General features: G+C 42.1%; 13 protein-coding genes. 9 read left to right on the top strand and 4 right to left on the bottom strand.

Translation table 11 applies throughout. The features are described 5' to 3' along the window. Window positions 1-307 precede the first annotated feature (307 nt). The 4 genes from IEE83_RS17715 to IEE83_RS17700 form a co-directional block, all read right to left on the bottom strand. Complete coding sequence (locus IEE83_RS17715) at window positions 308-3,322, bottom strand: T9SS type A sorting domain-containing protein (protein ID WP_194121860.1); 3,015 nt, start codon at window positions 3,320-3,322, stop codon at window positions 308-310. 45 nt (window positions 3,323-3,367) lie between these two features. Next, window positions 3,368-3,943: a Riean_0653 family protein gene (locus IEE83_RS17710; RefSeq protein ID WP_194121859.1), complete on the bottom strand. Its 576-nt coding sequence runs from the start codon at window positions 3,941-3,943 to the stop codon at window positions 3,368-3,370. Window positions 3,944-4,505: 562 nt separating this feature from the next. Then, on the bottom strand, window positions 4,506-5,153 hold the full coding sequence (locus IEE83_RS17705) for a response regulator transcription factor (protein WP_194121858.1): 648 nt from the start codon (window positions 5,151-5,153) through the stop codon (window positions 4,506-4,508). A 5-nt stretch (window positions 5,154-5,158) separates the two neighbouring features. Then, complete coding sequence (locus IEE83_RS17700) at window positions 5,159-5,980, bottom strand: sensor histidine kinase (protein ID WP_194121857.1); 822 nt, start codon at window positions 5,978-5,980, stop codon at window positions 5,159-5,161. 559 nt (window positions 5,981-6,539) lie between these two features. On the opposite strand from IEE83_RS17700, the gene IEE83_RS17695 reads away from it, so the two are divergent. From IEE83_RS17695 to IEE83_RS17655, 9 genes are all read left to right on the top strand, one after another. After that, window positions 6,540-7,145: a TetR/AcrR family transcriptional regulator gene (locus IEE83_RS17695; RefSeq protein ID WP_194121856.1), complete on the top strand. Its 606-nt coding sequence runs from the start codon at window positions 6,540-6,542 to the stop codon at window positions 7,143-7,145. 114 nt (window positions 7,146-7,259) lie between these two features. After that, the gene (locus IEE83_RS17690) at window positions 7,260-8,648 is read left to right on the top strand and encodes a TolC family protein (protein ID WP_310588523.1); all 1,389 of its coding nucleotides are present in this window, start codon (window positions 7,260-7,262) and stop codon (window positions 8,646-8,648) included. Window positions 8,649-8,666: 18 nt separating this feature from the next. Next, entirely contained in the window at window positions 8,667-9,710 is a 1,044-nt protein-coding gene (locus IEE83_RS17685) for an efflux RND transporter periplasmic adaptor subunit (protein WP_194121855.1), read from the top strand. Between the two features lie 10 nt (window positions 9,711-9,720). Continuing rightward, window positions 9,721-12,783 (top strand): efflux RND transporter permease subunit, encoded by a 3,063-nt coding sequence (locus tag IEE83_RS17680; protein WP_194121854.1) that lies wholly within the window; start codon window positions 9,721-9,723, stop codon window positions 12,781-12,783. 109 nt (window positions 12,784-12,892) lie between these two features. Beyond that, the gene (locus tag IEE83_RS17675) at window positions 12,893-13,789 is read left to right on the top strand and encodes a 3-hydroxyacyl-CoA dehydrogenase (protein ID WP_194121853.1); all 897 of its coding nucleotides are present in this window, start codon (window positions 12,893-12,895) and stop codon (window positions 13,787-13,789) included. A 71-nt stretch (window positions 13,790-13,860) separates the two neighbouring features. Next, entirely contained in the window at window positions 13,861-14,637 is a 777-nt protein-coding gene (locus tag IEE83_RS17670) for an SDR family NAD(P)-dependent oxidoreductase (RefSeq protein WP_194121852.1), read from the top strand. 61 nt (window positions 14,638-14,698) lie between these two features. Beyond that, window positions 14,699-15,103 (top strand): hypothetical protein, encoded by a 405-nt coding sequence (locus IEE83_RS17665; RefSeq protein ID WP_194121851.1) that lies wholly within the window; start codon window positions 14,699-14,701, stop codon window positions 15,101-15,103. A 76-nt stretch (window positions 15,104-15,179) separates the two neighbouring features. Further along, on the top strand, window positions 15,180-15,764 hold the full coding sequence (locus tag IEE83_RS17660) for a TetR/AcrR family transcriptional regulator (protein ID WP_194121850.1): 585 nt from the start codon (window positions 15,180-15,182) through the stop codon (window positions 15,762-15,764). A gap of 88 nt (window positions 15,765-15,852) precedes the next feature. After that, on the top strand, window positions 15,853-16,485 hold the full coding sequence (locus IEE83_RS17655; protein WP_194121849.1) for a TetR/AcrR family transcriptional regulator: 633 nt from the start codon (window positions 15,853-15,855) through the stop codon (window positions 16,483-16,485).

Genomic DNA, 16,485 nt, shown 5'->3' with positions numbered 1-16,485 from the left:
TGCCAAATACCTGTTAACTTGATAATCTTGCATCTGTTTAAGTTAATTGAGAATTCCAAATCCATTTTTTGTAATGCGCTAACTTAGTACGCTTTTCAATTCCTCTTTATTTATCAATTGTCTGATCTATATGGTTTTATAACAAAAATATCGGGTGTCAATATCAGGTGTCCTCTAAAATTCATTTAAAGTAACTTTTAAGCCAGAAAAATGAGTGGTTTTCTCAAAAGCTTAGTATCAGCAAAATCGATAAACAACAAAATTGAATTCAAAAATCAATTGTTTCTGAATTCAATTTTTGATTATTTTATTCTAGAATAACTCTTGTCTTATCCACATCTCCTTCGCTTTTGACAATATGGAGATAATAGGTTCCACGAGGATAATTTTTCACCGGAATGTCTATTGTCATGGCTTTGGAAAGAGCAATAGCTAATTCTTCGTATGTAATAGAGTATACCACTTTCTGACTTTCCTCATTATAAAGTAAAATCTGTTCTGGAAGTTTGTGGTTTGATTCTTCAAATCCAAGTGTCAAAATATCTGACGCCGGGTTAGGATATGCCATTCGCGAAATAGGTCCGCCGCAAGCAACCGTTACAAAAATCTTTGTTATAGGTGAACTCACTCCACAAGCATTTTGGGCGGTTACTGAAATAGATTGTGAGGTTGGTCCAGAACTTGGCACATTAAATAGAGCATAAGTAGTTGGTATAGGAGTTCCCGGATATGTTATCAGATAGGATGCCCAGCTTCCCGCACTCCAATCATATTGCGTAACACTTTGGGACGTTTGGTTTGAATTAGTGAGGGTTATAGCAGTATCGGTATTTCTACAAAGTTGATTGTCTGGAGAAGCATTCGGAACATATAATAAAGACGGTGCGGTTGGTGTCCCCACATATACCGTTTTACTAAGACCAACATTACATCCATTGATTAATGAAGATACGGTGGCATATTGCGCATTGCCAACTTTCGTTGCCAGACCTGAAACAGAATTGATCGTTAATAGCCCCGTATTTGACGAAGACCAAGTCGGGGTAACAAAATTTAAAGCCGGACTTAAACTATAAGTTCCTGTCGTACAGATCAGACTTGGACCAGTAATTGAGATTCCTGAAAATGAACATTCAGTTGAACAATGAAGCGTGTTAATGCTCGGATTTTCCATTTCATTGTACAACCATTGACCGTTGCGTGCCGTAAACCGAATGTGCTTTTCATTATACGCAGTTGCGCTGGTGCTCGGTTTAGTGAACGATTCCTGAGCTATAAATTTTCCGAGGCGAGAAGGATTGCCAGGACTCACAGCGTCAATATTAGAGGCGGTGAGATTGCTCGCTGTAAAGTTTGTTACATCCAAGGCACTCGCGGTCGGAACAAAACAGAATTCGTCCCTTAATGTGGAACTGTATCCGGCTTGCAAAAACCATAAGACTTTGAATGAAGCACTGGGTTTAAATTCACTTCCCAGATAATCGCTAACAGGATATGTCCCGCCAGGCGCTCCGTCATAAAAAGGAATTGAAGCGCCCGTTACGGAATGACTTGCAATAGGAACATTAATACTAATTACTGAAAGTAAATTAAAAACAGAGGAAAGACTGACATTAAAAACTGTACTAGTAGATTGATTTGCTGACGAATTGATCGTTAGTGTTGTTGTCAAACGATTGTTATTGATCCATGGAAGCGGTGTAAGGAACCCGGATGCTGTAAAATTAGCCAGTTGAGTTGAGGGAGAAAAAAGTGCAACTCCGCATTGGGAACCATCACTTGTAGCAACCAGCCTGTATGGTGGTGCAGAGGGTAAATTCACCATGTTCCAGTAATCATTATTTAAGAATGAATTCGCTGAAATACTGCCAGTACTATTTGTAACTTTGTTAATCAGCAACTGTCCTGTTGCAGTTGCGTCAAACAATTTCAGTGTTTGATCTAACTCCGGAATAACATCTCTTGCAGTGAATAGACCAAGAAATCCCAAAGCTCCTAGGTGGCGGGGAGCAACCTGAACCCCCAATGGAACGTTTGCTCCTCGTTGTGGGCTGTCGTGAGCAATGAATAGACGAGTCTGCGTTGCGATACTATTTCTCACCATTTTTGCCAGTGCATATCTACCGACCAAACCTCCCATACTTAGGCCCATCACTACATTATCTGAATCTCCGGTTACTTTCTGACCATTTACCCAGATTATCAAATCTTGTAACAAGGCAGCATTTCTAATAATATCATCAGTGCCATTATTATAGTCTAAAAATATCAAATCATAATTTGAATCATCCAGAGATCCATTGAAATCAAAAGTACCGGTTGCCCCTCCTAAATCATTCAGATTTAGAATAAAATCCCGATAGGAGTAATTTTCCGCGAGATTTGGTGCAATTGAATGTACGTCAAAGCCCTCAACTACAATAAGGGGCTTTTTAAGCCTTTTAGGGCTTGATGTATTATTTTGACTATACCTTATATAGCCGATTCCGCCTGAATGACTTGTAGTGGCAGCAAAAGTATGTGAAGTATAAAAGCTTGTCCCAAAGCGGCAGATGTTACAAACATCATTTGAATAAATCTGAAAATCAAAATGGTTTTCAACAGTACTTCCTACTGCAGGTGTAACTCTGACTTTTATACGTTTATTCCCTACAGAATTAAAAGTATGACTTAAAGCGGTCCCCCAGCTAGCAGTTTGATAACCTGCACCTTCTCCAAAATCGATTGCGATACTGCTGATACTTCCACCATTGCCGAAGGACAACGATGAGTTAAATATGAACGACACAACGTTAGTCGATGAAAATGTTTTGCCAGGGGCCGCTACAAATAAGGTTCTCTCATCATATGGTGTCTGAGACCGGCCGGCGACATCATAAAATTGGCTATTTGAGACACTCAGCAAATTACTGCTCACGGCATTGGTCTTTAATGAATTGTATTTCCCATACAGCAGCAATATTGGAATGTTTGTTGAGCTGTTTAATGCCGTGTAGGTTGAAGTATTTACAACGGAAGGATTTGTTCCGGGAGTACTTGAAGAAGCAATGTATGAGGTATACCATGTCGCATAAGCCATTTGCCAAATTTGTGTGTTTGTTACATTATTCGCATTAAGAGTGCCATTAAAATTTTCGAGCGGTATAAACGGGAATGCATATTCAGAAAGATAACCTGTAGTGATATACGTCTTATTTAAATTAGCAAAAACACTATTCATTTTGGTTCTATAATCATCTGGAACCTGCGCTTTAAGATTTAAGGTCAATAGTAACAGCATAAGGGCACAGCCTAGCCCGCGAACGAGTAGAGAATTTTTCATTAGAAAATGGATTTTAAAATGTGGGAGTATTTATAAATGTATGAACTAAAATTTTACGTCGAAACGCCCTTCCGTTACTTTGATGACTGGTTTACAGCCTGCAAGGGAATCCTTTTTGTTGAGAATAAAATCAAATGTTCCTGAAATAAACCCGTTTTGAAGATCAAGTTTAGAGATGGTCAATGTTCCTGTTCTTTTATCTCCCACTTCATCGTAGTAGCAATTCATTATTTCCGTGGCACTTTGATCTTCCAGCGTTGCTATATAATATTGGCCTAAAGCCTGCCCAATATCACTATCGAATGAATATTTACCAGTTTTTGATAACTGTCCAATTGCAATATTAATATTAGAAGCTGTACTTATAGTTTGCTGCTTATTGGTGTAAAACCAATTTCTAGCCTTAAGACTCATTGTCCCACCATTAAATGCGGGATCATAGGAAAGATCTATACCTGGTTTCCCGAAGGAGCTCTTGGGAAGCCAAATTTCACCATTGACTTTACAGCCAAAAGTATTACTCCCATTCTGGGTTTCATCAGGTAATACATCGCTTTCTTTTTTGCAATTGGACAGCATAAAGAGAATAGCAAAAGCAAGAGATAAGCAATTAAATCTCATACACCAATGATAAGGGGTTAACGAACACATTGAAACTCTTACTGAAATGACTTGTTCTATATGAGTTTGTTAGGGAGGAACGCTATTAATCAAATTTAGGTTACAATAATTTAAGAACAAAATCTTTTTAAACAAAATTTAAAATAATTCTATAATAATTGTCGCATATGTTCTACATGATAAATTAATTTCAAGACCATTTCTCTGAATAGATCAAATTGACTGAATTATTAATTATCAAAAGAGCCTTTCTATAAAAATAAAGCGCTTTTCTACGCCAAAATAAAGAAGCTACTTCTATCAATTCGGTGGGGAATAATTTATTTAGTCAGGGAAGTCGAGTTTATTTACCTACTCACAAAAGTAAGTGTGCGGAAGACGCTATCAACACAATCCCGTTGAGACAGTGATGAATGGTATTGACAAAGGCAATGACTTTTATCACTCCTTTTTTCTTGAATTATCTCTGTGCCTTTGTGTCTCAACCCGGACGCAATACTTTATCGATCAAGGAATAAGTCGTTCGGAGAATTTCTCCCATAAGTTAGCGCACATCGTTTATTCAGATATCTACGATTTTAAACTGAATAGCTTTGATAATCATACCAACTCTACTCTTGACTTCCATTTTTTGAAATATGGATTCCCGGTAACCATCAATTGTTCTGGGGCTAAGGCACATCTTATCCGCGATTTCTACATAGGTTAGATCACTACAAGATAGCTGGATAAATAGTTTTTCTTTTTCATTTATTCCTAAACGCTCAATTGGATTTTGAAGGGTAACATTATTTAAATTTTTTATCAATTGGCTCGTGACAAATTCAGTGTAGTAAAATCCTTTTTGTACAACGGTATCCAAAGCTTGTTTGAGTTCGTGCGGTTTGCAACCTTTTAGAAGATAGCCGCAAGCGCCACTCCGAAGCATTTTCACTATAGATTCTTCTCTATCATTCATAGAAAGAGCAATGATTTTTATATTTGGAAAATTGTTTTTCAACCATAATGCCACTTCATATCCATTCATTCCGGGCATGTTTATATCCAAAAGGACAATGTCGGGTACAAGCTGCAGGTGAAGTCGTCTAGTTAATTCTTCTCCGCTGGACACATCATACAAAACCTCATAATTTCCGAATTTTTGGACAAGGCCTGATAGGGCTTTGGCCATAAGCTCGTGATCGTCAACTATTGCAATTGTCGGTTTCATGACTCTTAAGAGTGATTTTTAATTATCACTGAGATTTCTATGGTTGTTCCTCGTCCTATTCCAGTTTCTAAATCAAGTTTTCCACCAATTAATTTTGTTCTGCGGCTAATGTTTCGAAGTCCGGCCCCCGAACTTAAAACCGTTGTCTTAGGTGTTAAGTCAATGTCGAAACCAATTCCGTTATCCCCAATTCTCATTACGAATTCATTTTCCTTGTAAATTAATTGGGCAATTATTCTGTTTGCTGATGCGTGCTTTAAGGCATTATTTAGAATTTCCTGAGCAACTCTAAATAATACAATTTCTCTTTCAAATCCTAAACTATATCGAGCTCCTGAGACGCTTAATTCGGTACTATAAGCATTTGTATCGCGAAGTCGTTTCAATTCATGAGACAAGCTTTCTTCAAGACCGAAATCTTTTACAAAATCACCATCAAAGCTTCGCGTAAGATTTCTGACGTCTTTAATCGACAAACCTATAATCTCATTGGTCTGTTTAATATATTGCCTGCTTTCCTCGGAAAGCTCAAGATCCTCCAATATGTTAAGGTTGAGTTTTGCTACCGAAAGTAACTGCCCGATATTATCATGCAGATTCTGAGCAATTTCTTGTAACGTCAAATTCTGAATTTCGATGTGTGTTTTTAATATTTCCTGATCATACTGAGCCTTAAGATTATTTTCAATTGCTATCTTTTCTTGTTGAAACCGCAATTGGCGCTGTCTGAAAATCTGCGCGAATGCAATTAAAAAAGCGACAAAAAGAACCAAAATAATCGTGGCAACAGATAATGTCAGAAAGAGTTCGATTTCGTTACTAAACATATATGATGTTTCAATGGTATCTTTCTATCCGCTGCTGTGAAGTTAGGAACGACACGATGTAACAGACATATAAAAAATAATTAGCACCAATTTTTACATTTCTAAAGACGCTGTAAAAAACCGGGTTGTTGATTGTAAGGACGTAATTAAAAGTTCCAAAGTGGAACAGCGTCAATATATTAAATACTAGCCATCCGCAACTTATCCAAAATAATGTGTAGCTTTGTTGTTGCTGGGGTAAGTATCTTGCGTATCATTATAATCCAATTATTTCCTGAATTCTCATATTGATTTTGCCTTAATTTTAGAGTTGTCGACCTGTCAAACCAGCCTTATCTCCAACGTTACGGCAAGGATATTTATCCGCTAAATCACGGGCATAGTCAAATCAATATTTCATAAATATATCATAGATTGGTTTAAATGATTTATTTGCCGGATAGGAATATATGTCAAGGATGCGAAGAAATTTTATTGAACACTGTTTAAAAAAAAATTGAGAAAATTTTTTTTATTGAACACTGTTTAATAGATTTGCATATCAAATGAGTTTTGTAGTATGTCAATAGCGCAGAGAAAAGAGCAGGAAAAGATAGAAATGCACAAAAAGATTTTGGACAGTGCCCGTAAGATATTCCTTGAAAAGGGTTACGAACAGACCAGTATTCGCAATATTGCGAGCGCTATCAGTTACAGTCCGGGTTCAATCTATTTTTATTTTAAGGATAAGAGCGAGATTTTTCACGAGCTGCATAGAGAAGGGTTCCGGTTGTTTTTAAGCCAGATGAAAGCTTTGGATGTCATCGAAGATCCCTATGAACGCTATAAAGCACTTGGGTTGGTTTTTATCCGTTTTGCACAAAACCACTCCGATTATTATAATCTGATGTTCTTGGTCAGTGAAACCGGTAAAGCTGAAGGGGAAGGTTTTCAGATCGCACAGGAAGCCATAGAGCATTTATCAGGTGTTATACAGCAGTGCCAGGACCAGGGGAAATTCCAGGGATTGCATAACAAGCACTTCACCTTTATGACACTTTCGCTGGTACATGGTATTTGTTCACTGTACTGCAAAGACCGGATGTCGGGTTTTTTTGAAAAATCAAGTGAGGAGCTGATGCTGCATGGATACGAAACTTTTATCGCATTGATCGAGTCGAAATAGGATCAGCAGCATTTAAATTTTAATCAGTAGGAGTAAGCATTATTCTTGGCCGGTTGTGACGGGATGTTGTTATCCCAAATAATTTGGCCTTTTCTTTTAAATATTAATTAAACAGTGTTTGAAATTATTACAGTGAACAAATTACTAAAAAGATCAGGCGCCTTGCAGGCAGCGCTGTCGTTTCCCATGCTTGCCATGTTAGCTTACCCGTCCCATGCCCAGGGCATGCTCGATGATTACATCAAGGAAGGGCTCGGGTCAAACCAGAGCATCAAACAGCAGAATTTTCTTTTAGAACGAAATGTACTGGCCCTGGCCGAAGCCAAAACCATGTTTCTGCCCAGCGTTTCATTTTCTGCCACCTACACCAAGGCAAGCGGCGGGCGGACGATCGATTTTCCGACCGGGGATCTTTTAAATGGCGTGTATTCCACACTCAACCAGCTGACGGGCAGCAGCGCCTTTCCTAATTTGAAAAATGAGAGTATCCAGCTTTTTCCCGATAATTTTTATGATGCAAAATTTCGGACCACACTGCCCTTGATCAATGCGGAGCTGGTCTACAACAAGCGTATCAAAGGCCAGCAGGTTGATCTGCAGAAAGCGGAGGTGCTTGTCTATAAGCGTGAACTGGTCAAAGAGATCAAAACCGCTTACTATCAATATGCCAAGGCGCTGAATGCGGTGCAGATCTACGAATCTTCACTCGGACTGGTCCAGGAGGGCAAACGAATCAACCAGGTGCTTTTTGATAATGAGAAAGTGAACCGGACCGGGGTGATCCGAAGCGCCAATGAAGTAATCAAGATCAACGCATCGCTGACCGCTGCCAGAAAAACCGAAGAGTCGGCCAGGTATTATTTTAATTTTCTGCTCAACCGGCCGCTCACTGATAGTGTCCAGGTTGATTCTGTTACCAGCCTGCCGGAATTCAGTGCCCTGCTGGGTGGCGATGTGGCAGGAAGGGAAGAGCTGGAGAAACTCAGAATTTCACAAGGAATCAGTACCAACCTGACAGGCCTTGCTAAATCTTATATCATTCCCAGGGTGGGAACGTTTATAGACCTGGGTTCGCAGGCATTCGACTGGGATTTCAACAAAAAGAGCCGCTACTACTTCTGGGGTGTATCACTGGACTGGGACCTTTTTGCCTTTGGAAAGAATAATTACAAGATCAAAAAAGCGGTAGCTGAACAAAAAAGCATTTCGGCCCAGACCGACTACATCGCAAAGCAGCTGGAAACCGAGCTGAGAGTACGCCAAAACCAGATGCAGAGTGCAGTAGCCCAGTACCAATCCGCCCAGTCGCAGCTTAAAACCGCCCAGACCTACTACAACGATGAGCTGAAACTATACCGGGAAGGTGTAGCAATTTACATCGAGCTTCTTGATGCGCAAAACCAGTTGATCAACGCCCGCCTGGATGCCAATATCGCGCTGTTCGACATCTGGATTGCCCATGCTTCGATCGAGCGCGCCAATGCCAGTTTTACTTTCAACTAATTCAAAAAAATAGATTATATGAAAACGATACCATTATTGATTTTGGGTGCCGCGGCCTTTGTGGGCTGTAAGCTGACGCCCAAGCAGGAAGTCCATTTTGATGACCGGGAAGCGGTTCCTGTAAAAGTGTCAGCGGTCAGCGCCCTTGACGTTTCGGGCAATATCACTGCCACAGGTCTTGTCAGCACAGAGCACGAAGCCAAGTACGGCTTTAAAATAGGCGGGGTGATCAGCCGCATTCTGGTCGAGGAAGGACAATCTTTCAAAAAGGGGCAGCTATTGGCTGTTTTGAACGCCACAGAAATTGCAGCGGGGCTTAGCCAGTCGAATCTGAATGTAGAAAAAGCGCAGCGCGATTACGACCGGGCGGTGAATCTGTACCGCGACAGTGTGTATACCAAAGAACAGCTGCAGAATACCAAGACGCTTTTGGATATCGCCAAAAAAGGGGATGAGACCGTTTCCTTCAACGAGCAGTATTCCAGGATTTACGCTGCATCCGATGGTTTTGTAGCCCAGCGGCTGGCCTCGGAAGGCGAGGTGATCGCAGCGGGCAGCCCGGTCCTTGTGATCAATGAGACCAAACAGGATAAAAGCTTTCTTCTCAGGGTAGGACTTACCGATAAGGAGTGGGCTGCTGTTTCCGCGGGTCAAAAAGCAGTGGTTACGCTGGACGGCTATCCGGACAGAGAGATTGATGCCTACGTTTTTCGCAAATCTCAAACCTCGGATGCGGCCGCAGCCTCTTTTCAGGTCGAATTAAAATTGAAACTGACTGACATCAGCCCTGCCGTGGGTATGTTTGGCAAAGCGCAGATCGCTACCGGCAAAGCGCAGCATGTGATGAGCATCCCTTATGATGCGTTGGTGGAGGCGGACGGATACAGCGCCTACGCCTTCATTTTGAATGGCACCTCAAAAGTAAAAAAGGTGCCTGTTGACATTGCCAGTTTCGATAACAAAACGGTGTATCTGAAAGAGGGGCTCAAACCGACCGACCAGGTGGTTGTTTCCAATAGTGCCTACCTGAACGAAGAATCTACCATTAAAATAATACAGTAATCTCAAAGCAATGAAAATTACCAGTTTCGCTGTTAAAAATTATCAGTTCACCCTAATCATTTTCCTTCTGATTGCTGTTGTCGGCGTGCTGACGCTGCTGACCATGCCACGCTCAGAAGATCCCACTACCCATCCGCCACAGTATCTGGTGACGGTAATCTACCCGGGCACCAGTCCAAAGGACATGGAAGAACAGGTCGTAAAACCCATAGAAAATAAAATTTACGGTCTGGAGAATATCGACAAGATCCTGACCACGGTGGAAGACGGCGTAGCCGCCATCCAGATCAAGTTCAAATATGGTGTGGATGTAGATAATAAGTACCAGGAAATTTCTACGGAAATCAACGCTTTGAAAAACAGCGAGCTTCCCAAGGAGATCTACCAGATCAAGACCGAAAAAATCGCTTCATCCGATGTGAAAATCATTCAGGTTGCGCTCATATCCAATACGGCTTCTGCGAAGACATTGAGAGACCAGGCAGATATCTTAAAGACCAAGCTGGAAAAGATCACCAACCTTCGCGAGGTGAAATACACCGGGATGCCCGAGCAGGAAATACGTATTGATTTGCAGCTGGATAAGCTCGCGCAGCTGAGAATACCGATGAACCTGGTCGCAGGCAGCCTGCAAAGTGAAGCGGCAGACATTCCGGGCGGAAGTATCCATATGGACAGCAAGGTTTTTAATGTCAAAACCAGCGGCAAGTTCAAAAATGCAGAGGATGTCGCAAACACGGTCATCTACAACGCCAACGGGAAAATAGTCTACCTCAAAGACGTTGCCCAGGTGAGCTACAAAGACGGCACGGTCAGCCACATCACCCGCATCAACGGCCAGCGCTGTATTCTGGTGACAGCTGCCATGAAAAACGATGTGGACATCAGCCAGGTTAAAAAGCAGTACACACCTGTACTGGAAGAATTCAGCGAAACATTGCCTGAAAACATCAAAATGGTCAAAAACTTCGACCAGGCTGATATGGTTTCCAAGCGGCTGGGACACCTTGGTTTTGATTTCGGACTGGCCATTGTGCTTGTGATTGTCACGCTGCTGCCACTGGGTTTCAGACCATCGTTGATCGTGATGATCTCCATTCCACTTTCGCTCGCCCTGGGCCTGATTGCGATGAACCTTCTGGGCTACTCGCTTAACCAGCTCAGTATTGTCGGTCTTGTGGTTGCACTGGGGCTTCTGGTTGACGACAGCATCGTCGTGGTTGAAAATATAGAAAGATGGCTCAGGGAAGGACATTCCAGAAAAGATGCCGTCCTGAAAGGCACCCGCCAGATCGGGGCAGCCGTTGTGGGCTGTACCGCAACGCTTGTGATCGCATTTTTACCTTTGGCTTTTTTGCCGGATATGGCCGGTGAGTTCATACGGAGTCTACCGATGGCCATCATTACCAGTGTGCTGGCATCGATGATCGTAGCGCTGACGCTGGTCCCTTTCATCGGAAGCAAGATCCTGAAAACCCACGACCACGGAGAGGGTAATTACTTTCTTCGGAAATTGCAAGGCTTTCTGACCTATTCTTACCGGGGCATCATGCCGCTGGCCTTAAAGTGGCCAAAAGTAACGATTGGTATATCGCTTGCATTGAGCGTACTGGCATTTTTACTGTTCCCGCTGGCAGGGTTTAAACTTTTCCCTACCTCGGAAAAACCCATGTTTCTGATCAATATTAAAATGCCGCTGCAGGCCAACATCCCTGAAAGTGACCGGGCTGCAAGGCTCGTTGAAACGGAGCTGAAAAAACATAAGGAGATCGTTTATTACACCTCTAATGTGGGGAAGGGTAATCCGCAGATCTATTACAACGTCCACCAGCAGGATATTAAACCGGACTTTGCTCAGATTTTTGTGCAGCTGCAGGAAGAAACAAGTCCGGATGCCAAAACAGAGCTGATCAAAAGATTAAGGGGCAAGTTCAGTGATTTTCCTTATGCAAAAATAGAGGTAAAGGATTTTGACCAGGGTACCCCGATTGAAGCCAATATCGTCGTCAGGGTTTTCGGAGATAATCAGGATACGCTGCGCGCGCTTACCTTCAAAGTGGAAGATATTCTGCGCAGACACCCGGGCACCTTTTTTATCAATAACGAGCTGAATACTTATAAGTCGGATGTGAAGATCAGCATCGACAAGGAAAAAGCCAGGACATTGGGCGTGATGACCAGCGACATCGATAGGGTGATCAGGCTGGCCGTTGCCGGCTTGAATGTCGGAGATTACATTGATGACAGGGGGGATGCCAGAAATGTTGTGATTACCATTCCGCGCGAGAAGTTCTCAAATCTGGATGCACTAAAAAATCTTTATGTGAGCAGCATCCAGGGGGCACCGGTACAGATAGATCAGATTGCTACCATAGGCTTTGAAACATCGCCAACGGCCATCAACCATTTCAACAAATCACGGTTTGCCAAGGTTACTTCGCTGACAAAGGACAACATGCTGGCCAACAATATTTTGAAAGATGTGGTGCCGCAGCTGAACAAATTGAAAATGCCGAAGGGGTATTATTACAAGTTGTCGGGCGAGGCCGAATCAGAAGGTGATGCGCTGGGCGGAAATTTTCTTGCAGTCATCATTTTAAGCACATTTCTATTTATTGGCGTGCTGCTGTTGCAATTCAAAACCTTCAAGGGGATCATCATCGTTTTATCGATCATCCCGCTGGGCGTTTTGGGTGGGGTGCTGTTTCTTTTGATGACAGGCAATCCGATGTCTCTGGTTTCGATCATTGGTTTTATCGGGCTCTCCGGGATACAGGTTAAAAACTCGCTGCTGCTTGTCGACTTTACCAACCAGCTTAGAGCAGAAGGTAAAAGTATAGAGCAGGCCATCAGCATTGCCGGGGAAACCAGGTTCCTGCCGGTGGTGCTTACTTCGATAACGGCGATATGCGGTTTGATCCCGATCGCGATGAACCCCAATCCGCAGATTGCGCCACTTGCCATTGTACTGATCGGTGGACTGATCAGCTCCACGATACTTTCAAGGATCGTTACCCCGGTGATGTACAAATTGATCCCGCCAAGCATTGATAATGATATGGATGAGGAGTGAGACAAACGATGCAAAGTTAAATGACTACAAAATGCAGGGGCCTGCTTTTCAGGCCTTTCAGAATCGTTCTTAAAAATGCTTATCAAACAAATATTTTAAATTCATAAAGATGAAAATTAATAACGTCACCGTATTTGGATCTGGTGTACTGGGTGCACAGATCGCCTTTCAAACTGCCTATCACGGCTATGATGTCACACTATTTGATATAAACGAAGAGCTACTTAAAAATGCGAAACTGAAATTTGAGCAGTTCAAAGCACTTTGCCAGCAAGATATCAATGCGAACCTCGCCGATCTGGATGCTGCTGTATCAAGAATAAGTTTTACGACCGATCTGGCAGAGTCAGTAAAAGATGCGGATCTGACCATTGAAGCAATTCCCGAAAGTATCCAGATCAAAAAGGATTTTTACACCAGGCTGAGTGGGCTTGCTCCGGCAAAAACCATTTTCTGCACTAATTCTTCCACATTTTTGCCAAGCCAGTTTGCGGCTGAAACAGGCAGGCCGCAGCGGTTTCTGGCATTGCACTTTGCTACTAACCTGTTGAAGAATAATCTGGCTGAAATCATGGGGCACGGCGGCACAGATCCTGAAATTTTCGATCAGATTGTTCAATTCGCTAAATCGATTGGAATGGTAGCTATCCCAATTTACAAAGAGCAGCCCGGATACATCACCAACACACTCTTGATACCATTACTGATTGCAGGTTTCGATCTGTACCGCAATGGAGTTGCCGATGTCGCATCCATTGACAAGACCTGGATGAAAAGCCTTGGGGTTGATCTGGGACCCATGGCTATGCTGGATTTCGTGGGAATGAATACGGCCTACAATGTGGTCACATCCTTGGCTGAGTCAACCGGGGACCAGGTTTGGAAACAAAGACAGCAGTTTATGAAAGAGAATTTCATAGATAAAAATAAGCTGGGTATCGCTACGGGGGAAGGTTTTTACTCCTATCCAAACCCGGCATATCAGGATGCTGATTTTTTGAAATAGTACATCATCTAAATGTAAAAGGTAAGATTAAACTCAAAACGCAAATCGTACCAACTTAAATTTTAATGACTATGAAAGAATACATACTGCTCACCGGGGCATCATCCGGTATTGGTTATGAGATGGCCAATCAATTGGCTTCGAAAAAATTCAGCCTGATATTGGTCGCCCGCACCGAATCCAAATTGCAGCAGATGCAAACTGAATTGACAAGTAAATACGGGATCGCAGTTGAGTACTATGCTGCCGACCTCTTTGATGTAAATGCTGCGACGAGCCTATACAAAGCAGTGAAGCAGGAAAACTTTATAGTGACACACCTGGTCAATAATGCGGCTGTAGGCAACTATGGCCATTTCACTGAAACGCCTTTGGAAGAAGAACTCAGCATGATTCAGTTAAATATTTCCAGCCTGGTGGTACTTTCCAAGCTCTTTGCACAAGATATGGTCAGCCGCAAGTCAGGACGGATCATGAATGTAGGCTCAGTGGTTTCATTTTTACCAATGCCCTATTTTTCTGTTTATTCTGCTACCAAAGCCTTTGTAAGGGCATTTAGCGAAACACTTGATGCAGAATTGGACGGCACTGGTGTTACCGTTATCTCTCTATATCCAGGTACAGTAGATACTGGTTTTACAACCGCTGAGATGGCATCTACCAATCTTCACAAAACCAAACCCATGCATCCCAAAGAAGTGGCAAAGCAGGGTGTAAAACATCTTTTGGAAGGCAACGGGAAAAAAGTAGTGGGTTTTCAAAACTGGTTTAACTCTAAACTCCCAAACTTTGTGCCTGACCGTATCATGATGAAGATTAAGAAGGGCTTGGCCAGTCAACGGAAATAACAAATGGGCACTGAGCGGATTGATCTGCGGTAACCTTTCACTAATAAACACCTAAGAAAGAATGAATAATACAACCACCTCAAAAGCAGACCACGCCGAATCACTTACTAACCCGGATGTGGATTTGGTGGTAAAATACCTCAACAGGGTTTGGAACCAGAAAAGGTTTGCAGAGCTATCAGTCTATCTGGACGATGACTATGTAGATCATTCCATGCCGCATAGGTCGTTTCAAAATAAGGAAGGACTCTTGCTTTACCTGCGCGAACTGGACCGCATGGTTGCGCATACAACAGAGATAGTTGGTCTGACAACTTTGGGAGAATTGGTTATCTGCTGCATCAGGATTAGTGTGAGCGCACTTTCCACAATGGCTAAGGTTAGCGGGGGAACTGAGGTTTTTTACGGATACAGAACGTTCCGGATGTTTAACAGCAAAATTGCAGAACACTGGGAGATTATTTGATCAGGGATTTCAAGTCAGCGGGCAACGCACAGGATACCGTTTTTAATGACAATGAAACACTGCAAGTTCGGCCAAAATGATTGTGAAACAGCAGAGTATAAAAAATAATATTGTAGCAAAATCTTTAAATCTGTTCACCGCTTACGGAATTAAGGCTGTACGCACTGAAGATATTGCACTCCAAAGCGGAATTTCCAAACGAACCTTATACGCTTATTACAAAAGTAAAGAGCATTTAGTACAGGATGTAATCTTGTTTCAAATAGATCTTGTAAAATCTCAGTCTGACAGGATCCGGATAGAGCACCCTAGTACCATTGAAGAGTTTGTCGCACTTTGGAACTGTGTATCTGGCGTGATTCATGTGAGTAATCCTAATTTTTCAAGGGATCTCAGCAGACAGTATCCTCAGGCCTGGATAGTATTGACGGACTTCGAATCTGAATTCAGGACGGATTTTTTGGTAGGCAACCTAAGGAAGGGTATTGCCCAGAAGGTGTACCGGCAGGATATAGACGTGGAAATAATTTCACTCTTATGGCTTAAGGTTATGGGGTTGAACTTTAAAGAAACTAAATCCTGGTCCGAAATCAGGACTCATTTTTTAAGAGGGCTGCTAACGGAAAAGGGGCGTAGAGATTATCAATCATCAGCATTGTAAAGCAATTTAAGTATTTGTACACTAACGAAAATAAGACAGTTAACCTCCTGTCCAAAAGAAAATTACCTGTAACAATGAATCGTTGAGCATGGGAATACCAGAGAGAAAATTCAGAGAACGCGCAGCAATGAAAAAACTGATCCTTGATGCTGCTCATGAGTTGTATTCAGAGAAAGGTCTGAACTTTACAACCATCCGAAAAATTGCAGAAAAAATAGATTATAGTCCAACAACGATCTACCTCTATTATCCAAGCAAGGATCTTATACTTTACGATATGCAAAAGCTAGCTTTTGAAAGCCTGCTTAGCACAATACGGCTTGCTGACGTAGATAAAGATGCATTCAGCAGATTAAATGATCTCGGCAAAACTTATATTGATTTTGGTATACAAAATCCAGAAAAGTATGATCTGATGTTCCTGTTGCAGTCGCCAATGAATGTTACTGAGTTAAACAGACCCTGGGGGAATTTTCAGAAGACCTTTGAAATTTTGCAGCGTACAATAAAGGAATGTATGGCCGAGAAATCTGTTATCTACACCGATCCTCTCGATGGATCGCTGCAATTCTGGTGTTTTCTACACGGTATTACTTCTTTGTATATAAAGGACCGGCTTGTTAATTTTTGTGGCTATGACCAACCCATATTAGATCCTATTTATCAGGCCTGGAACGAATACCTAGGAAGAATCCATGTAGCTCCGGGTGTCAATAATTAA

Origin of the sequence: Dyadobacter subterraneus (assembly GCF_015221875.1) — a bacterium.
In the GTDB taxonomy this organism is placed as follows: Bacteria; Bacteroidota; Bacteroidia; order Cytophagales; family Spirosomataceae; genus Dyadobacter; species Dyadobacter subterraneus.
The sequence above is the reverse complement of the archived record's forward strand: the minus strand, read 5'-3'. Positions and strand labels throughout refer to the sequence as shown.